We start from the raw sequence: 21,812 nt of genomic DNA, 5'->3' as shown, positions 1-21,812 counted from the left end.
CAGCTCAGCTGTCGAGAGCCCGAATCCAGTCGGTGAGCGCCCGCACAACCTGTGCGGGCGCTTCCGGCATCAACGCATGGCTCGCGTTCGGCACGATGGTCACGGTAACCAATTCGCCGAACCGATCCCGCAATTCGTTCTCCGTCTCACGCGGACGGAACGGATCGAGAGCGGACTGCAGATCCAGGATCGGCTGGTGCGCGACATCCCACCACTCCTCCTTGGGTGTGGCGGACGAGGCAGCGAGCTGCCGCTTCGACACCTCCGGATACCAACCGGTGAGCCACTCCCTCGGATCGTTGCCGGGGGCGAAGAATCCGGCCTGCAGGTAGCCGATCCGCTCTTCGTCGGGCAGTGACGAATCGGAGCATTTGACCGCCAGCACCGTCAGCGCGGCCGGGTAGTTGCGGGCACCCGCCGCAGCCACGACGACGCCGCGCACCAGGTCGGGCCGGTCGGCGGCGAGCATCCGGGCGACGTAGTGCCCGAAGGCATGACCGAGAACGACGGCCGCACCGTTGTCCTGGCCCTCGATCACCGCTCCGATATCTGCGGCCAGGTCGCGCAACGTGATGTTCTCCAATGGTCCCGTGCTCCGGCCGATGCCACGCGGTTGGGGCCGGGAGACCCGGAACCCGTTCTGCGCGAGTCCACTCGCGACGTCGTCGTAGTCGTACGACTCGCGCCCGAGCGAAGGCAGCAGGATCACCGACGGACCGCTGCCCTCGACGACGACCTCGATCACGGCCGTCGCGGTGTGCACGAATTCCGTTGTCCGCGCCGGTGATGTGCTCGGCATGATGATTCCTCCACAAACGTCGATCCCCCGGGCGACACGATCTTCCGCGTCGCCCGGGGGGATGGTGGGTGTCTCAGTCCGCGGCGGGATCGAGCGCGAAGTCGTATGTGACAACCTTACGCCCGGCGTCGTCGAGTTGCGGATCGAGGAGGAGTTCGGGTTTCGTTGCGGTGGCGACGTCGTCGTCGATCCAGTCTCCGCCGGCGAAGTACAGTTGGGTGATGATCGGTTGCTTGCCCGGGGACGTCACCCGCAGGTGCAGGTGCGCCGGCCGCCACGGGTGCCAGCCGGCCCCCTCGATGAACTGACCGGTCGGGCCGTCGGTCGGGATCTGGTACGGGGCAGGCTCGATGGTGGTGATCTCGTACCGCCCCTCTGGGTCGGTGACGATGGTGCCGCGCAGGTTCCATTCCGGTAGGTGCGGCGCGAACTGCGAGTAGTAGCCCTCGTCGTCGGCGTGCCACAACTCGATGGTGGCGCCGCCGAGGCCGGCCCCGTCGAGGTCGGTCACCCGGCCGCGGAGGACAAGCGCGGGGTGGGCCCGGTCCTCGTCGCGCATCGGCAGGGTGCACCGCGCGGGCAGTTCCGGTGCCCCGGGCACGTAGTACGGTCCCTCGATGCTGCCCTTGGTGCCCCGGAACCTGGTGGAGTTCACCTCCTCGATGTCGTGCTCGACGAACACGTCGAGCAGCAGCGGCCACTCGCCGCCCTCACCGACATCGATGAGCCACTGCTTGAGGACCCGGTACTCCGGGTAGGTGACGGCGTGCTTGTGGATCAGGGCGCTCAGCCCGGCGAGCGCCTCGGTGGCGATCGCGGACAGGCGTTCCGGGGACGTGTCGGCGGTGAACCTTGCGCCCTTGAACTTGTCGGTGGCGGCGTTGCCGGAGCCGACCGCGGTAGGGCTGTCGATGGTGGTCATGTTTCTCCTGGTCTGCGCGATTAGCTGCGGCCGAAGTAGGACACGTCGTCGTTGCCGATCAGGTCGGGCACGGTCCACCCGTCGAGGTCGTACTCGGCCAGGCACTGCTCGGCCAGACCCTTCATCGAGCTGACCGTGCCCCGGTTCTCGGCGAACATCAGCAGTTCCGCCTTCACGCCCTCGTGGTTGCCGGCGTAGTTCCGTTCGTACAACTCGTGGCGGCCACCGAACTCGCTGCCGATCGAATCCCACAGCGCCTTCATGATCTTGACGCGTTCGACCGCGGTCATCCCCTCCGAACCGCGGACATACTTGTCCAGGTACGGGCGGACGTCGGGGCTCTTGAAGTCGGCGGACGAGGACGGCAGGTAGATCAGCCCGGACGCGACGTCCTGTTCGATGATCTCCTTGATCCGCGGGTAGCCCTGCTGCATGAACATCCGGTACGTCAGCCCGTACTCGAGCTTCGGGATGACGGTGTCGCCCACCCACGGTTCCGGGTCGCGGACCATCGATTCGGTCAACGACCAGAACAGGTTCCGCCAGCCGATCACCTCACCGACGCGGGTCTGCACCCCACGGAACCCGCCGGCTCCGGTGGCGTCGAGTGCCTTCATCAACATGCCGGCGATGAAGTCCAGCTTCACGGCCAGGCGGGTGCAGCCCTGCAGGGTGAAACGCGGCAGGAATCCGGATTGCGGGAAGAACGCGTTGATCTTGTCCACGTCGCCGTACATGAACACGTTTTCCCACGGCACGAGCACCTTGTCGAAGACGAAGATCGTGTCGTTCTCGTCCATCCGCGACGACAGGGGGTAGTCGAACGGGGAGCCCATCACCGCGGCCTGCTGGGTGTAGGAGGTGCGGCAGATCAGCTTCACGCCCGGCGCGTCCATCGGGACGGTGCAGATCAGCGCGAATTGCTTCTTCTTGATCGGCAGACCGTAGTGGGCGATGAAGTTGTAGTTGGTGATCGCCGATCCGGTGGCCACCACCTTCGCGCCGGAGACGATCAGGCCGGCGTCGGTCTCCTTCTCCACCTTCATGAACACGTCACCGACCTCGTCGGGCGGGAGTTGCCGGTCCACCGGCGGGTTGATGATCGCGTGGTTCCAGTACAGGACCTTCTCCTGCGACTCCTTGTACCAGCGTTCGGCGTTGTCCTGGAACGGTGAATACAGTTCCTTGTTCGCGTGCAGGGTGCCGAGGAACGACGCCTTGTAATCGGGGCTACGGCCCATCCAGCCGTACGTCATCCGCGCCCAGGTGGCGATCGCGTCACGATCCTTCAGCAGATCGTCGGAGTTCTTCGGCGCCCGGAAGAACGGCATCGTCACACCCCCGCTGCCGGTGTCCGTCGGTGTGGTCAGGGTGTCGACGTGCTCGCCGGTGTGCATCGCGTCGTAGAGGCGGGCGGTCATCCGGATCGGGTTACGGAACGCCGGATGCGTCGTGACATCCTTGACACGCTCGCCGTGCAGGTAGATCTCGCGGTCGTCGCGCAGCGACTCGATGTACTCGTCACCGGTCATCGGACGGGTGGCGAAGTTCGCGGTCCGGTTCGCTTCACAGTCTGCGGCGACATTGACCTTCGTGCGGTCGACGGCGCTCTCGGGGGCAGCTTCGGCGGTGGTCATGGTGTTCCTTTCGGTCAGAATTACGAGGCAGCCTGGGCGAGCTGCAGGTGGAGCGGAGTGAACGACGCGGCGGCGTCGAACCATCCGCTGTGGGGGTCGTCGAGGCAGCCGTTCCACGCCGTGGTGCCCGAGGTGGCACCGAGGTCGTGGAAGGTGCTGCGGTAGAACAGCAGTGGGTCCTTGGTCGCGTCGACGGACGCGTCGACGATCTCGCCGATGAAGATGATGTGGTCACCGCCGTCGTAGGAAGCCCAGGGTGAGCACGTGAGCGTGGCCGCGTTGCCGGACAGCGCGGGAGCGATGCCCGCGGAGTCCCACACCGGTTCCGTCCGTTGTGGTTTGCCCGCGAAGTGCATGGCCGTGTCGAGCTGATCGGCGGCCAGAATGTTCACCGCGAACGGCGCATCACCGAGGTAGCTGCATGCCTTCGACTTCCGGGTCAACGTCACCTGGCACAGCCGCGGCTCCATCGAGACGGCGGTGAAGGCGGTGACGGTCGCGCCGTGCGGCTCACCGGCGGCATTGGCGCACGTGATCACGGTGACGCCACTGGCGAACTGGCCGAAAATGTTACGCAGAGTGCGCTGGTCCATTTCTCCTGACCGCCTTTCTGCACGATTCGTGCGATTACCCCTGCGATTGGGGACCTGCACAACGTATGACGAGCGTCACAGTCCGTCGATCCGCATTGCGAAGGCGCGATCCGGAACGCGAAACGGGTTTGCCGGACGTGGGTCGCCGACGCTTGCAGTGACGTGAGTCACAGGCGATGCTAAGGTCGGGAGTTGCCCATGCGCGGTCGTGGCGCGAGGTGAGAGGTCTGGACGTACGCATGCGAGGACAGCTGGAAGGTCCCGGGTTCACCGACTGGGACGAGGTTCACGAGGTGGTCGCGGACGCGTACTTCCCTCACGAGCTGCGTCCGCTGTCACGGGACACCGCTGCGCGATCTTCCCTGGAGTCCTCGCAGATGGGGCCGTCCAGGCTCGCCCGGATCGGTTTCGGCGCGCCCGTGTCGATCGAGTCCGACCATCCCGGTGCGTACGGCATCAACATCCCCCTGGCCGGCCGCATCGTCTCCGTCACCGGCGGGACGGAAGTGACCTCGACGCCTGGGCTGGCCACCATCTGCCCGCCCGACACCCGCACCGTCATCACCAACTGGAGCAGTTCCTGCGAGATCATCGGGTTCAAGGTGGACCGGGACTACCTGCAGCGCGAAATGGACCGCGTGCTCGCACGGCCCGGCCAGAAGTTGCCGCGGCAACTCGACCTGCGCACCGGCGCAGGCGCCGACTGGCTGAGGTTCGTCCGCTCCATCGCCGACCAGGCTTTGCGCGACAGCGTTCTCCTACACAGCGATCAGGTGTCGCAACAACTGTGCGGAGCGTTGACCACTGCGCTCGTGCTCACCGCGATGCCGGACGACGACGCAGGTGCCGCGGGAATCCGGCCGCGCATCGTCAAACGGGTCATCGACGCGATCCAACAGGACCCGGCCCGCCCGTGGAGCGCGGGGGAGATGGCCGAACTCGTCGGAGTGAGCGTCCGGCGCATGCAGCAGGGGTTCCGCGAATACGTGGGTATGACTCCGATGGAGTACCTCGTCGACGTGCGCCTCGAGCGTGTCCACGCCGACCTCACCGGAATCGGTTCCTGCGCGACGGTTTCGGAAGTCGCGACACGCTGGGGAATCATGCACACCGGAAGATTCGCCGCCGCCTACCGCCGCAAGTACGGCGTGACGCCGTCCGAGTCACTGCGCGATCGCGGGGTCTGATCGGTCCGGTGGGGAGGCTCGGTCGGAAGCGTGTCCAAAGGATCGCTGGCGACAGCTACGTTGCATCGTGGGCTTGGCTTCCAGCGTCAGGTATCTCTTTATGAGTCTTGCTTGCAACGGTTCTGGCGTACTGAATTTTGTTTGTCCTCCGGCGGGGGTGCATGTCCACGCGCCTGCCGGCTCTGAGCGGCTCGTGTATGTCGCGGTGTCGAAGCGGTAAGGCCGTCGGAGTTCGCGTCCGAAACTTGTCGGACCCCCGCGATAGTATTCGCACATGAGTTCGACTGGGGGGTCGGTGGGTAGCCGGGTGGCGGAGCATCTGTCGATGCTCGCTGCCGCGGTCGACGGGCTGCTCGATGCCGACCTGGCCGAGTTGTCGGACACTGAGCTCGTCGAGGTGATGCGCGGAATGGAACAGTCCCTTCGCCGTGCGGAGTCGGCCTCACACCGATTGGTCGTGGAGAGCGTGGAACGCTCGGTCCCGGCGAATCTGGGGTATACGTCGCCGAAGAAACTCCTGATCGACGTGCTGCGGATCTCGGGCGCGGACGCGTCCGCTCGGGTCACCGCAGCCCGTGAGCTCGGGGTGTGGCACACGCTGGCCGGCGAACCGATGCCTCCCGTCTTACCGGAAACCGCTGCGGCACAGGCCGACGGCGACATCGGCACGGATCATGTGCGGGCGATCGCGAAGGTGATGCGCAAGATTCCCCACGCCGTCGACAACGACGCGGTGGCCGACGCCGAGGCCGTACTGGCCACGTTGGCGAGGAGCGGAACCCCGGAGGATGTGGAGCAGGCGGGGCATCGGCTGCTGGCATACCTGAATCCGGACGGGAACCTCGGCGACGACCGCGACCGGAAACGCCGGCGGGGCATTTCGATCGGCCGTCAGGACACCGAACTGATGTCGAGAATCTCCGGTGAACTCGACCCTGTCGCGCGGGCGATGCTCGATCCGATCCTCGCAAAATGGGCGCGGCCCGGAATGAACAATCCGGACGATCCCGACTCACCGGCCGGTGACGGCGAAGACCCGTCGATCGATCGTGACCTGTTGGCGGCGGCGGCCGCCCGCGATACCCGCACCGCAGCGCAGCGCAATCACGACGCCTTCAGCGCAGTGTTCCGGGCGCTGCTCGAGTCGGGGGTGCTCGGCCGGCACCGGGGTCTACCGGCCACAGTGATCGTCACGATGACACTCGAGCAGTTGGAGCAGGCGGTCGGGGGCCTGGCCACGACAGCCACAGGTGGGGTGCTCCCCATCGCGGACGCATTGGCGCTGGCCGAGGAGGCGCATCCGGTGCTCGCGCTGTTCGACCATGCGGGTCGTCCACTGCACCTGGGGCGGCGGCGTCGTCTGGCCAGCGCCGATCAGCGGCTCGCCCTGATCTCCTCGGACGGGGGTTGCACCCGGCCGGGGTGTTCGGCGCCGGCGAGTCTGTGTGCGGTGCACCATGTCACCGACTGGCACAAGGGCGGACACACCGACATCGAGGGTCTCACCCTGGTCTGCGACGCCTGCCACGCTCAGGTCAACGGCGGTCCGGCCGGGTGGGCGACGAGGTCCGCGCCCCATCACTCCGCATACGCGGGCCGAACCGAATGGATCCCGCCACCACACATCGACCCCACCCGAAGACCCCGCATCAACCACCGACATCACCCTGGTGAGTTGATCGACCATGCGCGAGGAGAGGCCCGGGCGCCGTGACAACACGCTGTCGGCTATCCCGCCCCCAATGCGACGGTGTCGGCCCGGCTTTTCCTCGACGGTCCGAGGCATCAATTCGAAATGCCTCGGATCCTCGAGGAAACCCGTCAGCTCACCGCCGCCCAGCCATCGATGACCGGTAGTCGCGCTACAGCACGTGTTCGGAACTGTGCTCGGCGCGAGCATCCTTATCGACGGAATTCTCGCGTAGTTCTCGGTAAGCCCCGTCACCCACAGTCCACCAGCAGGTGCCGCGGGCCTCGCAGCACCGGGTTGGGCCGGTAGGGCGGCGGGTCCTCGACGAGGCGCGGATTGTGGAGGCGGCGGATGAGCTCGGCGAGCGCCATCTGCCCCTCGAGGCGGGCGAGGGGAGCGCCGAAGCAACTGTGGATGCCGCTGCCCAGACCCACGTGCTGGTTGTCCGCGCGGTCGGGGACGAACTTGTCGGCGTCGACGAAGCGTTCGGGGTCGCGGTTCGCCGATGCCAACGCGAGGACGAGGGGCGAACCCTTCGGGACCGTGACACCGTCGATTTCGATGTCCACGATCGGCGTTCGCTGGCCCAGGAGATGCACGGGCGGTTCGAAGCGGAGCAGTTCCTCCACAGCCTGCGGCATCAACTTCGGTTCGGCGCGAAGACGTTCGAGAACGTCGGGATTGCGCAGCAAGGTCAGCATGCCGTTGGTGATGAGGTTGACGGTGGTCTCGTGCCCGGCGATGAACAGCAGGATGGAATTGGTGACCAACTCGACGATGTTCAACTGACCGTCGGGCCCCGAATCGTTGGCCAGCCCCGACAGCATGTCGTCACCGGGATCGCGGCGACGGTCCTCGATGAGACCGGCCATGAACATGGCCATCTCCATCTGGGCCTTCTGCGCCACCTTTACCTGATCGTTGTCGGCGCTGGTGCGACGCGGGTCGATGGCTGCCACCAACGCGTCGGCCCAGGCGTGGAACCTGGGTTCCTCCTCGTGGGGTACCCCGAGCAGTCGGCAGATCACGGTGACGGGGAAGGGGTAGGCGAAGTCGTCGACGATGTCGATGCGCTCCTTACCGTCCAGCCCGTCGACCAGTTTCGTGACGAGTGTGGCGAGTTCGCCACGCATGGAGTCGATTCGGCCGGGGCTGTGCGGCGGGCCGAACTGTCGCGTCGTCAGTCTCCGTAACCGATCGTGCTCGGGCGGATCGAGTTTGAGGAACGACTCCGGCCCGTCGCCGGCACGATCCGATCCGGGAAGTCCCGGACCACGGTTGTGCAGGTCGGAGCTGATCCGCGGGTCGTGCAGGAGCGCCATGACGTCGTAGTACCGTCCGACGAGGTAGGAGCCGTTGTCCTGCGGCGCCACCCGGGTCTCGCGAAGTTCCTCGTACAGCGGATACGGATTCGGCCGGCTCGCCTGGTCGGTGATCCGCTGGAACAGCTGCGCACGCGACATGGACACTCTCCCTGTTACTTCGGTAGCGAGACGAACTCGACGCGACGTTCGGTGGGCAGATGGCCGGTCACCGCGACGGTGGGTCCGTGGCTGAGAACGGCCGGGTCCGGCAACTCCGACGCACGCACCTCGAACGGCTCCGCCCGGTCCATGACGTCGAAGTCCGGGGGGAATGCGGCCGCCGACTCGATCAGTCCTCGGTAGAAGTCGAGCCACTTACCCTGGTTGAATGCCACAGCCGCCGTGACGCGTCCGCGGAAGCCGTACGCCGCCACGAATCGCCGGTCGGCGACGGAACCCTGCGTGATTACCACCTGATCGGAGTAGGTGGGGATACCCACGGACTTGATGTTGACGCCGAACTGGCTGGACCAGAACGCCGGAATCTCGAGGTGCGGCCGCCGGCGGAGACCGTCGTGGATCATGTTGTGCGCCGCCACCTCGGCCTGACCGATCGCGTTGCCCCAGTGCTCCAGTGCCAGCAACTGGTAGTCGTAGAGCGGATGTGGTTGCCGCGCAACGTCACCGGCGACGAATACGTTGTCGGTGACGATGCCGTTGATGTCGAATGCCCGGCAACCGGCGTCGCACGTGACTCCGCGGGGTCCCGCGGCGAGACCGGAGCCGAACAGCCAGTCGGTGTTGCGGATACTGCCCTGCGCGACGATCGCCACGTCGACGTCGAGTGTGGTCCCGTCCGACAGGTGCGCACGGCACAGCTGCCCGTTGCCGTCCCCGTCGAGCCCGGTCACCGTGACCCCGGTGCGCAGGTCGACGCCGTGGTCGCGTTGCATGTCGGCCGCGACCGCCGCCACCACTCCGCCGAGCGCGCCGACCAGCGGTGCCGGGCCGCGTTCGGTGACCGTCACGGACAGCCCGCGCTCCCGGCACACCGACGCGATCTCCGATCCGGTGAACCCGGCCCCGATCACCAGGACATGACGTGGTCCGGCGGACAGTCGCTCGTTCAGCCGGCGTGAGTCGTCGCAGGTTCGGATGGTGAAGACGCCGTCGAGTGCGGCCTCGGACGAGTTCGACCACGGCCTGGCGCGGACGCCGGTCGAGATCAGCACCTTGTCGAACTCGACGGTGTCGCCGTCGCTGAGAACAACCCGGTTGTTCTCCAGATCGAGCCGGGTGGCCCGCACACCGAGCCGCCACTGCGCGTCGAGGTCCGGGCGGAAGGGCAGCGCCGCGTGGTCGGGCGGCATGATTCCGAGGAGCACGGCCTTCGACAGCGGGGGCCTGTCGTACGGCTCGTAGGGTTCGTCGCCGATCAGGGTGAGGGAACCGTCGAAGCCCTGCCCCCGCAGTGCCTCCGCGGCGTGTAGGCCCGCGAGCGACGCGCCGACGATGACGATCCGCACGTCACTGCCCATCGTGTCGGGCGGGGATGTCCGTGGTGATGGCATGCACCGGGCACGCGGCGGCGGCTTGCGCCACATGGTCGCGTTCGTCGTCGGTGGGGCCCGCGTCGTAGAGAAGTGCCTCTTCTCCGTGCAGGGTGAAGACGCCGGGTGCGAGGAACACGCACTGCGCGTAACCCTGGCACCGATTGAGGTCGACGACGAGTTTCACGTCAATCATCCCGATTCTGAACAGTTCTGGTCACACGGGTCCACAGGGACTGCGCGGCGCACGGCCGTCCGATCGCGTCGGGCGGAGACCTCCACCCGGAAACCAGTATTCCGGAATGGCTGAACTGTTCGGTTTGGATCCGCTGTTCTGGAGCCATTCAGAAATGTGGCGCCGTCCGCCCCTACCGACGGGTAGTACCCTGAAGTAGTAACGAGAGTTACAAGTATCTTGCCGGCGTTCGTATCCTGCTGGCGAGAAACAACTTTCGGACACGGTCTCGATTCGGCAACACGGACGCCCAGATCGTGATGTGATGTGGTGACAAGAGACCGGCAACGCCCAGTGGCGACACCTCAGAGGCGGAAGATTGACGATCGAAGCTCACCGCGACACCCGCGCGACACGGCACCTGTCCGCTTTGGACGCTGCAATTCAGATCCTGACCACCGCGCGCGGAAGCTCGTACAGCGCGGACCAGGCCTTCGACGAACTACTCGACTCCTCCATGCGGCATCAGGTCGATGTCGGAGATCTGGCGGAAGCCCTCGCCGACCTCGCCGACGGCATCCACCCCGACGCCGATGACCATCGACGGGCACGGGACGTGGCCACCCGGGAATGGGGAGCCCTCCTGTCCGGTAACACCGGCTAACCGGCGCAGTCGATACACGTCTGCGCGGCAGGTAGCGCGTCGAGCCGGACGTCGGCGATCGGCAGGCCGCACCGAGTGCAGAGGCCGTACGTCCCGTCGTCGAGCCGCTGCTGCGCCGCCGCCAGATCCTCCAACTCGCGCCGCGCGTCGGCCAGTAGCGCCGACACCTGGGCCCGCTCGAACGCGATGGTCGAACCCTCGGGGTCGTGTTCGTCGTCGTCCGTGGTGAATTCCGAACCCTCCACGATCGCGGTGAAACGGCCGGTCAGCGATGCGATCCGGCGTTCGGTGTCGGCGCGTTCCTCGGCGATTCGGGTGTGGTGTTCCGGGACGGTCATGTCTGGGTCAACATCGCCGGCGGCCCGGTGCTTCCCCACGTAATCCGCTCGATCGACCCGGAATCTTCTGTCAGGCTTCCGGCATGGGACGCACATTCGAGGAACTGGTGGCCGAGGCGGAATCCGTGTCGGTGGACGGCTGGGATTTCTCCTGGCTGGACGGCCGGGCCACCGAACAGCGGCCGTCGTGGGGATACCAACGCCTGATGGGTGAACGGCTCGCGCGCGCGAATGCCGCCCTGGACATCCAGACCGGGGGCGGGGAGGTCCTCGCCGGTACGGCGAAGATGCCTCCCGTGATGGTGGCGACGGAATCGTGGCCGCCCAATGTCGCGAAGGCCACGGCGCTGCTGCACCCGCTCGGTGCGGTGGTGGTGGCCGACGCGGACGAGCCGCCGCTGCCCTTCGCCGACGGCGCCTTCGACCTGGTGACGAGCAGGCACCCCGCCACGGTGTGGTGGGACGACATCGCCCGCGTCCTGCAACCCGGAGGCACGTACTTCTCGCAGCACGTCGGGCATGCGAGTGTCTTCGAACTCGTCGAGTACTTCCTGGGGCCGCAACCGAAGAAGGTGCGGCGCGGCCGCCACCACGAGGACGAGTGTGTGGACGCGCAGGCCGCCGGTCTCGACGTCGTCGATCTCCGCTTCGAATCCCTGCGGATCGAGTTCTTCGACATCGGCGCCGTCATCTACTTCCTGCGCAAAGTGATCTGGATGGTGCCCGGCTTCACCGTCCAGCAGTACCTCGAGCGGCTGCGGGAGCTCCATGAGCTGATCGAGGCGGAGGGGCCGTTCGTGGCGCACTCGACCCGCTTCCTCATCGAGGCTCGCACCCGCGGCTGACTCAGCCCATCGACTTCGACCCGTCGAGAGCCTCCCGGATGATGTCGGCGTGCCCGGCGTGCTGGGCGGTCTCGCCGATGATGTGGAGCAGGACACGGCGGGCGGACCAGCGTGATCCCGGTTCGAACCACGGCGCTTTCGGCAGCGGATGCGAGATGTCGAGGTCGGGCAGCGACGCCACGATCTCGTCGGTCCGGTGCCCCACCTTCGCGTACCGGTCGAGGACGTCGGCCAGCGTCTCGTCGTCGCGGAGTGTGAACTCCTTCTCGCGATTGTCGGTGCCGGTGCCGTCCGCGGGACCGCCCCGCACGGCGTCGGTGCCGCGCACGATGAAGTCGGCCCACACCCGTTCGACGTCCGACACGTGTTTGACGAGTCCGCCCAGGCACAGTTCGCTCGCCGTCGTGCGCTGGACCGCCTGCTCATCGGTGAGGTCCCGGACGGTGTAGCGGAGGAAGTAGCGGTGCTTCGCCAGCGACTCCAGCAAATCGGCACGCTCGCCGGTCGTCGACGTTTTCGCGGTAGAGGTCACGGTGATCACCTGCTCCAGCCGGTCCGATGATGCGTATTCGACCGTAGCGGTCAGCCGCCGTGCGCGGTGACATAACCGGTCGCGCGGCCGTGAGTGTCGAGTTCCCACCCCATCCGCTTCCGGGACCGGAGCGTGACCGACGAGTCGATGATCTCGAGGCTGGGGGCTCGGCTCTCCAGCCACTCCTGAACCCGCAACAGGTCGGGCAGCGAGGGCACCCACATGCTGACGAGGAAGTTCGCGGGCCCGGTGAGCGACATGCACAACCTCAGTTCGGGCCGGGTGTTGACGATCTCCACGACTTCCCGGTGTGCGCGCACGGGCAGGCGGCACCACCACGTGACGGTGATGGGCCACCGCGTCGCGTCCTGGGCCACGTCGCAGCGCAGCACCACCGCACGGGAGCGCAGCAACCCCGCGAGCTGCCTGCGAACCGACGATGCCGGCCGGTCGATGACCGAGGCGATCTCGCGCGCGGACGCCCGGCCGTTCCGGGTGAGTTCGCGGACGAGCGCGCGGGCGACCTCGTCCGTCAGGCTTTCCGGCCGAGCCGATCCGGACTGCGGAGGGGTGCTTTCCAGCGCGGCGATCGCGGCGGACTGTGCCGTGTCCAGGGAATCGAGGCGCCAGCGACTGCCCTCCGCGTGGAGTGCGGTGCACGTGTGGGTCCGGGTCGAATTGACGCTCGGATGGCCGGGCAGTTCCTCGAGCACCAGGTCCGACAACTCGTGCAGGGACCCCGTCTGCACGGTCAGAATGAGGTCCCGCCCGCGCGCGGCATGCTCGATGGACGCCACCCGTGGGTCGCGAGTGAGGGCCTCGACCAGCGCCTTCGTGCCGCTGAGATCGCACGTCACCTCGATCATGGCGGTGAATGCACCGGCGCCCGTCATCGGCGCGGGGTACGCGGTGATCCAGGCCAGTCCGCGCTCGGTGATCGACTCCCACCGCCTTGCCAGCGTCGCGGACGTCGTCCGCAGGATCGGGGCGAGCTCGGACCACGTCGCGCGTGGACGGATCTGCAGTGCGTGAATGAGCGAAAGCTCCGATTCAGTCAGCAATTCGCTCATAAAACCTTCCCTGAATCGGCACAGATGATCGTTTTCGACGATCTCGGCAGTCCGTCGCTGCGCGGATCACAGCATATGACCACCGACGCATTCGGTCGAGAAAGTGACCACCGACATAAGGGAGAGCAATGAATCTCGTGGACGACGCCCGCGCCCTCCAGGGTGACCTCGTGCAATTGCGTCGCGTACTGCACCGCGAACCGGAGGTCGGACTGGACCTGCCGCGCACGCAGGAACGTGTCCTCGAGGCGTTGGACGGCCTTCCGCTCGAGATCTCGACGGGAACGAACACGACGTCGGTGACCGCGGTGCTCCGCGGCGGCAGGCGCCCGATCGACGCCGCGCAGACGGTGCTGCTGCGCGCCGACATGGACGGACTCCCGGTCACCGAACAGACAGGACTCGACTTCGCTGCGCAGAACGGCGCCATGCACGGATGCGGACATGATCTGCACACCGCTGCGCTGGTCGGCGCGGCGCACCTGCTCAGCCGTCATCGCGACCACTTGGCGGGTGACGTCGTCCTGATGTTCCAGCCCGGGGAGGAGGGATGGGACGGCGCCAAGGTCATGGTGGACGAGGGTGTGCTCGACGCCGCCGGGCGCCGCGCTGACACCGCGTACGGCATGCACGTCTTCTCCTGCCAGAAGCCGCAGGGGCGGTTCTTCTCCAAGGCGGGCACGCTGCTCGCGGCGTCGTACAAGCTGACCGTCACGGTGCGCGGGGCGGGCGGCCACGGATCGTCCCCGTCGACTGCCCGGGATCCGATCACCGCGATGGCCGAGATGATCACGTCGTTGCAGACGATGGTCACCCGGACGTTCGACGTGTTCGACCCCGTGGTGGTGACGGTCGCGAACGTGCAGGCCGGGTCGCGGCACAACATCATTCCCGACGATGCGCGGTTCGAGGCGACGGTGCGGTGCTATTCGCCTACCACGTACGAGAAGGTCCCGGCGGCGCTGCGCCGGGTGCTGGAGGGGGTGGCGTCCGCGCAACGCGTCGAGGTCGACGTCACCGTGGCCCCCGAGTTCCCGATGACAATCAACGACGTGGACGAGGTCGCGTTCGGTGCCGAAGTGGTCAGCGACCTCATGGGCGAGGACCGATACGAGACGGTCACCCATCCGATGGCAGGGTCCGAGGACTTCTCCTACGTCCTGCAGGAAGTGCCCGGTGCGTTCATCGGACTGGGCGCGTGCATGCCCGGTGCCGATCCCGCGGCCGCTCCCATGAACCATTCGCCCCGAGCGCAATTCGACGACGCGGTGCTCGCCGACGCCGCCACCATCTACGCCGGACTGGCCGTTCGGCGGCTGGACAAGGCCCGATCCGACAATGCTGCTGCGGCAGCGGGGAGCGACGCACGATGACCGAGATCGCCACCGAGAGCGGGACCGTGAACACCGTCCAGCAGAGATCCGAGCGCTGGGAGAAGGCGCGCGCGATCGTCGGCGTGGGCACGGGCAACGGGATCGAGTACTTCGACTGGACCGTCTACGCGACGTTCGCCGCGTTCTTCGCCCCGCAGTTCTTCCACACCGGCTCCGCGGTCTCCGACCTGCTCGCGTCGTTCGGAGTCTTCGCTGTCGGATTCGTCGCCAGGCCGTTCGGCGGTCTGCTGTTCGGCTGGCTGTCGGATCGGCGGGGACGCAAACTGTCGATGACGCTCGCCGTCGGGCTGGCGGCCGTCGGCAGTCTCGTCATCGGTCTGACGCCGACCCATCAGACGATCGGCGTCGCGGCGGCGGTGGTCCTCGTCGTGGCGCGTCTCGCGCAGGGTGTCGCGCACGGCGGCGAGTTGCCGTCCGCGCAGACCTACATCGTCGAATTCGCGCCGACGGCCCGGCGTGGACTGTGGTCGAGTCTCATCTACATTTCCAACACCACCGGGGTCGTCGTCGGCACGCTTCTCGGCGCATCGCTCACGACGACGCTGAGTTCGGAGCAGATGGCCGCCTGGGGTTGGCGGGTGCCGTTCCTGCTGGGCGGCGTGCTCGGGCTGTTCGTGTTGTGGATGCGGTCCCGGATGAAGGAGACCGAAGTCTACGAGGAGTCGGGTGACGAGTCCGCGAAGCAGTCGATGTGGCAGCTGTTCCTGGCGCACCGGCGGCAGGTGTTCCAGATCCTGTTCTTCACCGTCGGCGGCACCGTCGTCTACTACGTGTGGGCCGTGTCGGCGCCGGCCTACGCGATCGCCGTCCGGGGCATCGATCCGTCCGGCGCACTGTGGGCGGGGGTCGGCGCGAACCTCGTATTGATTGCGTCCCTGCCGTTGTGGGGTGCGTTGTCGGACCGGATCGGACGCAAGCCGGTGCTGTACATCGGCAACGTCGGTATCGCTGCCCTGCTGTTCCCGCTCAACGCCATGATCGGGCACAGCGCGGTCACGCTGTTCTTCGCGATGGCGATCGCCCTGTTCGTGATGGGCGCGATCCTGTCCGTCATGCCGGCGATGATGGCCGAACTGTTCCCGACCGGGTTGCGTGCCGCCGGTGTCGGGGTGCCGTACTCGATCGGTGTGGCGGCGTTCGGCGGGACCGCCGCGTATGTCCAGACGTTCTTCGCCGACCGCGGTACGCCGGACCTCTTCGAGTGGTATGCGCTCGCGCTGGTCGCGGTCTCGATCGCCGCACTGTTTACGATCCCCGAGACCCGGGGACGGGATCTCGCGTCCCAGACGTAGCGCACGTGAGTGGCAAAGCGTGCTCCCGTACGCTTTGCCACTCACGTGCGGGGGAGGCTCTATCTTGAAGCGGTGAAGACACACTCGGTACGCATGGCGCGAGCCGCGGCAAGCGTCGCGATCGCATCGCTGACGGTGGGCGGCACCTGCCTCGCCTCCCCGGCCGCGTTCGCGGACGAGGCCGAACGCGCGCCGGGGAGCGTCGTGGAGGTCGAGCCTCTGCCAGTCGACCTCTGGATCCCCGGCGCCGCCGACGCGCAGCGAATCACCTACTGGTCGATCGGGTCCGAGGGGAGCCCCGCACTCAGCAGCGGCGCCATGTACGTGCCGCCGGGGGAGGCGCCCGACGGGGGATGGCCGGTGGTCGCGTGGGCGCACGGCACGTCCGGTCTCGCGGACGACTGTGCGCCCTCGCTCGTCGGGCCCGCGCTCCCCGAGCGGGACTACCCGTACCTCGGACGCTGGCTCGACCAGGGGTACGCCGTCGTCTCCACCGACTACGTCGGCCTCGGCACACCCGGTGTGATGCCGTACCTCGACGGAAAGGTCGAGGCGCACAGCGTCGTCGACTCGGTGAAGGCCGCCCGCGCCGTCGACGAGTCCCTGTCGAACAAGTGGGTCGTGGTCGGCCAGTCGCAGGGCGGCGGCGCCGCGATCACCACCGCCCGCTACGCCACCGAGTACGGCGGCGAGACGCTCGACTACCGCGGGGCCGTGGGAACGGGTGTGCCCGCGAACATCGAGCTGACACTGCTGCCGCTCGGCCCGGGAGTGCCGCCCACGGCGATCCCCGCCGGCCTCACGTCGTACCTGTTCTACATCCTCGCGGGACTGCGGTCGGCGCACCCCGAGATCGACCTCGACTCGTATCTCACCCCGCTCGGCGCCCACTACGTGAACGCCGCGGAGCAGCTGTGCGTCAACGACCTCCACGACGCCGCGGAGGGTGTGGTGGTCGGCGACCTGTTCAGCAAGCCGCTGAACCAGATCCCGAACTTCCACGGACTGCTCGTGGACTACATGGGCGTCCCCACGAGCGGGCACGACCGTCCCCTGTTCATCGGGCAGGGGCTCACCGACATCGACGTGCCCGCGCCCTCGGCGTTCTCGCTGGTCGCAGCGCTCACCGCCAACGGTGAGCCGGTCACGTTCAAGACCTATCCCACCGACCACAGCGGCACGCTCGTCGATTCGCAGGCCGACACCATCCCGTTCGTGCGGGGGCTGTTCGACTGAGTGAACGCGGCACTGTCCAGATTCCGGACAGTTGCTCGCCGCGCCCGCAGGCACTATGGCGTGGGTCACACTGGGTGGGTACGTTCGGGTGTGAGTCGTGCACCGGTGCACGACCTGACCCGCGCGCGGCAAGGAGTCGAGGTTGGAGTTTGGCGGCATGACCGGGCACGCGGCGATGCGGCCGGAGATCGCGTTGTCCTGGAAGCGTTCGGCGCTCAGCGGCCTGGAACCGAGTTCGACGCCGACCGGTGACTCCTGCTCCGACCTGGACAAGTCCAGCCGGCTGTTGCAGGCGGCCCGGCCCGTCCTCGACGAGATGAACCAGCAGATCCGGGGCACCGGATTCTGTGTTCTGCTCGCCGACCGCGACTGCCGCATCGTCGCCCGGCTCTTCGACGGCCCCCGACTCGAGCGTCTGATCGACGGCGCCGGGGCGGTGCTGGGGTCGAGGTTCGGCGAGGACTGCGTCGGGACCACCGCGCTGGGGACTCCGATGGAGGTCCGGCGTGGAGTCGTGATCCACGGCGAGGAGCATTACCTCGAGCGGTTCAAGGACCTCAGCTGTTACGGACACCCGATCGTGCATCCGGTGACGCGCCGCGTCGAGGGCATCCTCGACATGACGGGCGTCGCGTCGCGTGCCAACCCGCTGTTCGCCCCGTTCCTGGCCCGCGCGGCGGGGGACATCGAACGACGGCTGCTCGAAGGGTCCCGGGTGTCTCAGCAGCGGCTCGTGGACGCGTTTCAGCGGGTCTCGCCGCAGAATCAGATGGCGGTCACCGCGATCGGCGAGGACATCCTGCTCAGCAATCGGGTGGCGCTCGACCTGCTCCAGGTGTCCGATCACGCGACGCTGCGGGGGCTCGCCGCGGACCTGCGTCCGGAGCAGTCGAAGACGGTGCGCATCCAACTGTCCTCGGGCGAACCGGCGTTGGTCCGCGCCGACCGCGTGGCAGGCACGGACGGCGGGGCCGTGTTCGTCGTCCGGCCGGACCGCCGGACCAGCACCCCCATCCGGCGCGGCAAGTCCCCGTCGAGTTCCGTCGTCGAACGCAGCAGGTCGGAGTTGTCGCGGCTGCGCGGGACCCGGGATCCGGTGGTGATCAGCGGCGAACCGGGAACCGGCAGGACGACGGCGGTCCGCGACCTGGCCGGCGACCGGTCGCTCGTATGTATGGACGCCACCGCCATCGCTCTCGACGGCGCCGAGGCCTGGATCGATCGACTTCTCTCGCTGTCGGCGGGACCCTCTGCGGTCCTGGTGATCGAGGAAGTGCAACTGTTGCCCGAGTCGATGCTGCCGCTGGTCGTGAAGATGCTGGCGGCCGACGCGGGGCCACGCATCGTGATGACGAGTTCTCCTCTGGGTGACCTGCCGCCGGGCGTGGCGGGTCTGGTGGGCCGCTGCCCCGGACAGGTAGTGCTTCCGCCGCTGCGGCAACGCAGCCGCGAATTCGCGGACATAGCGCAGGGGATCCTCGATTCGGTCCGTCCCGGTCTCCGGCTCACGGCGAGCGCGCTCGACGCTCTGATCGCCCGCGACTGGCCGGGCAACATCGCGGAACTGTCCGTGGTGCTGCAGGCCGCCGCGGGCAGACGCAGCAGCGCGAACATCGCTGTCGCGGATCTGCCCGACCAGTATCGGACGCCGACGCGGGTGTCCCGGCTGGCCGGCCGCGAGCGCGCCGAACGCCAGGCCATCGTCGACGCACTGCAGGAATGCGGCGGCAACAAGGTACACGCCGCGGCCGCGCTCGGCATCAGCCGCAGCACGCTCTACGTCCGGATCCGAGCCCTCGATATCACCGTCTAGCTGCAGTTTCATCCACCGTTCCGCGACCGTCCGGAGGTGTCCGAAGTCAGGACAGTTAGTGATATGGCAACCAGTGCACTATGAGCCACGTCACATTCACAACTTCGGAGGTTTTGATGACAGCGACGATCGAACCCAGCCAAGCGGAACTCCTGCCGTCGGTACGGAACTTTCTGTCCGGCACCAAGCGATTCCTCGTCGGAGGGCAGTGGGTGGAATCGGCGAGCGGCGAGACGTTCGAGACGATCGACCCGGCCACCGGGCAGGTGCTGACCACCGTCGCGCGCGGTGGCGCCGAAGACGTCGACCGCGCGGTCCGGGCCGCTCGCACGGCATTCGACGAGGGCCCGTGGGCGACCATGAAGCCCAACGAGCGGGAACGGCTGATCTGGCGGGTCGGCGACATCCTCTCGGAGCGCGCCGAGGAATTCGGCCAGCTCGAGGCCCTGGACAACGGCAAGTCGGCGGGCATCGCCGCGGCTGTCGACGTCGCCTGGTCGGCCGACATCTTCCGCTACTTCGCGGGCTGGGCCACCAAGATCGAGGGCAGCACGGTCAACGTGAGCATGCCGTTCGTCCCCGGTGGCCAGTTCCATGCGTACACGCTGCGCGAACCCGTCGGCGTCTGCGGTCTGATCGTTCCCTGGAACTTCCCGTTGCTGATGGCCGCATTCAAGCTGGCCCCCGCGCTCGCCGCAGGCAACACGGTGATCCTCAAGCCCGCGGAGCAGACCCCGCTCACCGCGATCCTGCTCGGCGAGGTGTTCGAGGAAGCCGGCTTCCCGCCCGGCGTCGTCAACATCGTCACCGGCTACGGAGACGCGGGCGCGGCACTGTCGGCCCACGACGACGTCGACAAGATCGCGTTCACCGGCTCCACCGAGGTCGGGAAGAAGATCGTCGACGCCGCCAGGGGCAACCTGAAGAAGGTGTCGCTCGAACTCGGCGGCAAGAGCGCCAACGTCGTGTTCGCGGATGCGGACTTCGACGCCGCCGTCACCGGATCGCTCAACGCCTGGCTGTTCAACCACGGCCAGTGCTGCGTCGCCGGCACCCGGATGTTCGTCGAGGACAGCATCTTCGACGACTTCACCGCAGCGGTCGCCGAGGCCGCCGGCCAGGTCAAGATCGGCCCCGGACTCGACCCCACCACCCAACTCGGACCGCTGGTGTCGCAGGAACAGTTCGACAAGGTCACCGGCTACCTGGCCGCCGGACTCGCCGACGGCGCCCGCGCCCTCACCGGCGGAAAGCGCTGGGGCGACACCGGCTTCTACGTCGAGCCGACGGTGTTCGTGGACGTGAAGCCCGAGTTCAGCATCGTCGAGGAGGAGATCTTCGGCCCCGTCGTCGCAGCGCTCCCGTTCAACGCAGAGGAGGGAGTCGCAAAGGCGGCGAACAGCAGCATCTACGGCCTCGCCGCCGGAATCTGGACCAAGGACCTGTCCAAGGCCCACCTCACGGCCCGTCAGCTCAAGGCCGGTTCGGTGTGGATCAACCAGTACAACGGGTTCGACACCGCCATGCCGTTCGGCGGGTACAAGCAGTCCGGTTGGGGACGTGAGCTCGGGGCGACCGCCATCGATCTCTACACCCAGACCAAAGCCGTCAACATCGCACTCTGACCGTCACTCAACGAGGAGAGAAGACATGAAGACCAAAGCAGCGGTTCTGTTCGAGACGCACAAGCCGTTCGAGATCATCGAACTCGATCTGGACGGTCCGGGTCCCGGAGAAGTGCTCATCAAGTACGTCGCGGCAGGCCTGTGCCACTCGGACCTGCACCTCACCGACGGCGATCTGCCGCCGCGTTTCCCCATCGTCGGCGGGCACGAGGGTTCCGGCATCATCGAGGAAGTCGGCCCCGGTGTCACCAAGGTGAAGCCCGGCGACCACGTGGTCTGCAGCTTCATCCCGAACTGCGGCACGTGTCGGTACTGTGCCACCGGCCGCCAGAACCTGTGTGACATGGGCGCCACGATCCTCGAGGGGTCGATGCCCGACGGATCGTTCCGGTTCCACTCGGGCAAGCAGGATTTCGGTGCCATGTGCATGCTCGGCACGTTCGCGGAGCGCGCCACCATCTCGCAGCACTCGGTGGTGAAGGTGGACGACTGGCTCCCGCTCGAGACCGCCGTCCTCGTCGGCTGCGGTGTGCCGTCCGGTTGGGGCACCGCGGTGTACGCCGGCGGAGTTCGCGCCGGTGACACCGTCGTCATCTACGGCATCGGCGGACTCGGCATCAACGCGGTGCAGGGCGCGGTCAGCGCCGGCGCCAAGTACGTCGTGGTGGTGGATCCGGTGGCCATGAAGCGGGAGGCCGCGCTGAAGTTCGGCGCCACCCACGCGTTCGCGGACGCCGCGACCGCGGCGGAGAAGGTCAACGAACTGACCTGGGGACAGGGCGCCGATCAGGCCCTCATCCTGGTGGGCACCGTCGACGAAGAGGTGGTGCAGAACGCGACCGCCGTCATCGGCAAGGGCGGCACCGTCGTCATCACCGGCCTCGCCGACCCCGCCAAGCTCACCGTGCACATCTCGGGAACCGACCTGACCCTGAACCAAAAGACGATCAAGGGTTCGCTGTTCGGCTCGGCCAACCCGCAGTACGACATCGTCCGACTGCTACGCCTGTACGACGCGGGTCAGCTCAAGCTCGACGAGCTGATCACCACCAAGTACACGCTCGAGCAGGTGAACGAGGGCTACCAGGATCTGCGGGACGGAAAGAACCTGCGTGGCGTAATCGTCCACCAGCAGTAGGCGGCTTC

20 protein-coding genes are annotated in these 21,812 nt (G+C 67.3%); 10 read left to right on the top strand and 10 right to left on the bottom strand.

Features of this window, described 5'->3' with window-relative positions; all coding sequences use genetic code 11:
• Nucleotides 1-4: 4 nt before the first annotated feature.
• From FND50_RS30885 to FND50_RS30870, 4 genes are all read right to left on the bottom strand, one after another.
• Complete coding sequence (locus FND50_RS30885; RefSeq protein ID WP_144288230.1) at nucleotides 5-799, bottom strand: alpha/beta fold hydrolase; 795 nt, start codon at nucleotides 797-799, stop codon at nucleotides 5-7.
• A gap of 73 nt (nucleotides 800-872) precedes the next feature.
• Entirely contained in the window at nucleotides 873-1,721 is an 849-nt protein-coding gene (gene catA / locus FND50_RS30880) for a catechol 1,2-dioxygenase (RefSeq protein ID WP_144288229.1), read from the bottom strand.
• 20 nt (nucleotides 1,722-1,741) lie between these two features.
• Nucleotides 1,742-3,358 carry a 4-hydroxyphenylacetate 3-hydroxylase family protein gene (locus tag FND50_RS30875; protein WP_144288228.1) on the bottom strand — a complete coding sequence of 539 codons (1,617 nt, stop codon included), beginning with the start codon at nucleotides 3,356-3,358 and terminating at the stop codon, nucleotides 1,742-1,744.
• A gap of 20 nt (nucleotides 3,359-3,378) precedes the next feature.
• Nucleotides 3,379-3,951: a flavin reductase family protein gene (locus FND50_RS30870; RefSeq protein WP_144288227.1), complete on the bottom strand. Its 573-nt coding sequence runs from the start codon at nucleotides 3,949-3,951 to the stop codon at nucleotides 3,379-3,381.
• 239 nt (nucleotides 3,952-4,190) lie between these two features.
• Here FND50_RS30870 and FND50_RS30865 point away from each other — a divergent pair, with 239 nt between their 5' ends.
• Together FND50_RS30865 and FND50_RS30860 are read left to right on the top strand one after the other, a co-directional pair.
• The gene (locus FND50_RS30865) at nucleotides 4,191-5,138 is read left to right on the top strand and encodes an AraC family transcriptional regulator (RefSeq protein WP_144288226.1); all 948 of its coding nucleotides are present in this window, start codon (nucleotides 4,191-4,193) and stop codon (nucleotides 5,136-5,138) included.
• 274 nt (nucleotides 5,139-5,412) lie between these two features.
• Nucleotides 5,413-6,852: an HNH endonuclease signature motif containing protein gene (locus tag FND50_RS30860; protein WP_260850764.1), complete on the top strand. Its 1,440-nt coding sequence runs from the start codon at nucleotides 5,413-5,415 to the stop codon at nucleotides 6,850-6,852.
• A gap of 227 nt (nucleotides 6,853-7,079) precedes the next feature.
• On the opposite strand, the gene FND50_RS30855 is transcribed toward FND50_RS30860, so the two are convergent.
• From FND50_RS30855 to FND50_RS30845, 3 genes are read right to left on the bottom strand one after another with little or no spacing between them, the layout of a single operon-like run.
• On the bottom strand, nucleotides 7,080-8,291 hold the full coding sequence (locus tag FND50_RS30855; RefSeq protein ID WP_144288225.1) for a cytochrome P450: 1,212 nt from the start codon (nucleotides 8,289-8,291) through the stop codon (nucleotides 7,080-7,082).
• A 14-nt stretch (nucleotides 8,292-8,305) separates the two neighbouring features.
• Nucleotides 8,306-9,670, bottom strand: coding sequence for an NAD(P)/FAD-dependent oxidoreductase (locus FND50_RS30850; protein ID WP_144288224.1), 1,365 nt, complete (start codon nucleotides 9,668-9,670; stop codon nucleotides 8,306-8,308).
• Nucleotides 9,660-9,878: a ferredoxin gene (locus tag FND50_RS30845; protein ID WP_005572322.1), complete on the bottom strand. Its 219-nt coding sequence runs from the start codon at nucleotides 9,876-9,878 to the stop codon at nucleotides 9,660-9,662. Before FND50_RS30845 ends, FND50_RS30850 begins: the two co-directional genes overlap by 11 nt.
• 358 nt (nucleotides 9,879-10,236) lie before the next feature.
• On the opposite strand from FND50_RS30845, the gene FND50_RS30840 reads away from it, so the two are divergent.
• Nucleotides 10,237-10,521, top strand: a complete 285-nt coding sequence (locus FND50_RS30840) for an ANTAR domain-containing protein (protein ID WP_144288223.1) — start codon at nucleotides 10,237-10,239, stop codon at nucleotides 10,519-10,521.
• Here FND50_RS30840 and FND50_RS30835 read toward each other — a convergent pair.
• Nucleotides 10,518-10,859, bottom strand: coding sequence for a TraR/DksA C4-type zinc finger protein (locus FND50_RS30835; RefSeq protein ID WP_005259009.1), 342 nt, complete (start codon nucleotides 10,857-10,859; stop codon nucleotides 10,518-10,520). The two genes, FND50_RS30840 and FND50_RS30835, sit on opposite strands and share 4 nt — an antisense overlap.
• A gap of 83 nt (nucleotides 10,860-10,942) precedes the next feature.
• Here FND50_RS30835 and FND50_RS30830 point away from each other — a divergent pair, with 83 nt between their 5' ends.
• Nucleotides 10,943-11,704, top strand: coding sequence for a class I SAM-dependent methyltransferase (locus FND50_RS30830; RefSeq protein ID WP_144288222.1), 762 nt, complete (start codon nucleotides 10,943-10,945; stop codon nucleotides 11,702-11,704).
• Between the two features lies 1 nt (nucleotide 11,705).
• Here the strand turns inward: FND50_RS30830 and FND50_RS30825 are convergent, their stop codons facing one another.
• Both FND50_RS30825 and FND50_RS30820 read right to left on the bottom strand, forming a co-directional pair.
• A complete protein-coding gene (locus FND50_RS30825; RefSeq protein ID WP_144288221.1) occupies nucleotides 11,706-12,245 on the bottom strand; it encodes a DinB family protein in 540 nt (179 codons plus the stop codon).
• A gap of 41 nt (nucleotides 12,246-12,286) precedes the next feature.
• A complete protein-coding gene (locus FND50_RS30820) occupies nucleotides 12,287-13,306 on the bottom strand; it encodes an Lrp/AsnC family transcriptional regulator (protein ID WP_005572320.1) in 1,020 nt (339 codons plus the stop codon).
• 128 nt (nucleotides 13,307-13,434) lie between these two features.
• Here FND50_RS30820 and FND50_RS30815 point away from each other — a divergent pair, with 128 nt between their 5' ends.
• The 6 genes from FND50_RS30815 to FND50_RS30790 all read left to right on the top strand — a co-directional run bounded on the left by FND50_RS30815 (nucleotide 13,435) and on the right by FND50_RS30790 (nucleotide 21,804).
• Nucleotides 13,435-14,679 carry a M20 family metallopeptidase gene (locus tag FND50_RS30815; protein ID WP_144288220.1) on the top strand — a complete coding sequence of 415 codons (1,245 nt, stop codon included), beginning with the start codon at nucleotides 13,435-13,437 and terminating at the stop codon, nucleotides 14,677-14,679.
• Complete coding sequence (locus tag FND50_RS30810; RefSeq protein ID WP_144288219.1) at nucleotides 14,676-15,992, top strand: MFS transporter; 1,317 nt, start codon at nucleotides 14,676-14,678, stop codon at nucleotides 15,990-15,992. The genes FND50_RS30815 and FND50_RS30810 overlap by 4 nt, the downstream gene beginning before the upstream one ends.
• Nucleotides 15,993-16,085: 93 nt before the next feature.
• Nucleotides 16,086-17,228 (top strand): lipase family protein, encoded by a 1,143-nt coding sequence (locus FND50_RS30805; protein WP_144289203.1) that lies wholly within the window; start codon nucleotides 16,086-16,088, stop codon nucleotides 17,226-17,228.
• A gap of 157 nt (nucleotides 17,229-17,385) precedes the next feature.
• On the top strand, nucleotides 17,386-19,041 hold the full coding sequence (locus FND50_RS30800; protein WP_144288218.1) for a sigma-54-dependent Fis family transcriptional regulator: 1,656 nt from the start codon (nucleotides 17,386-17,388) through the stop codon (nucleotides 19,039-19,041).
• 116 nt (nucleotides 19,042-19,157) lie between these two features.
• The gene (locus FND50_RS30795; RefSeq protein WP_005251153.1) at nucleotides 19,158-20,666 is read left to right on the top strand and encodes an aldehyde dehydrogenase family protein; all 1,509 of its coding nucleotides are present in this window, start codon (nucleotides 19,158-19,160) and stop codon (nucleotides 20,664-20,666) included.
• Between the two features lie 25 nt (nucleotides 20,667-20,691).
• Complete coding sequence (locus FND50_RS30790) at nucleotides 20,692-21,804, top strand: NDMA-dependent alcohol dehydrogenase (protein ID WP_005258992.1); 1,113 nt, start codon at nucleotides 20,692-20,694, stop codon at nucleotides 21,802-21,804.
• Nucleotides 21,805-21,812: the final 8 nt, after the last annotated feature.

The sequence above is a fragment of the Rhodococcus sp. WB9 genome, from assembly GCF_007558985.1.
Taxonomy (GTDB): Bacteria; Actinomycetota; Actinomycetes; order Mycobacteriales; family Mycobacteriaceae; genus Rhodococcus_F; species Rhodococcus_F opacus.
This window is presented reverse-complemented; position numbering and strand designations above follow the sequence as displayed.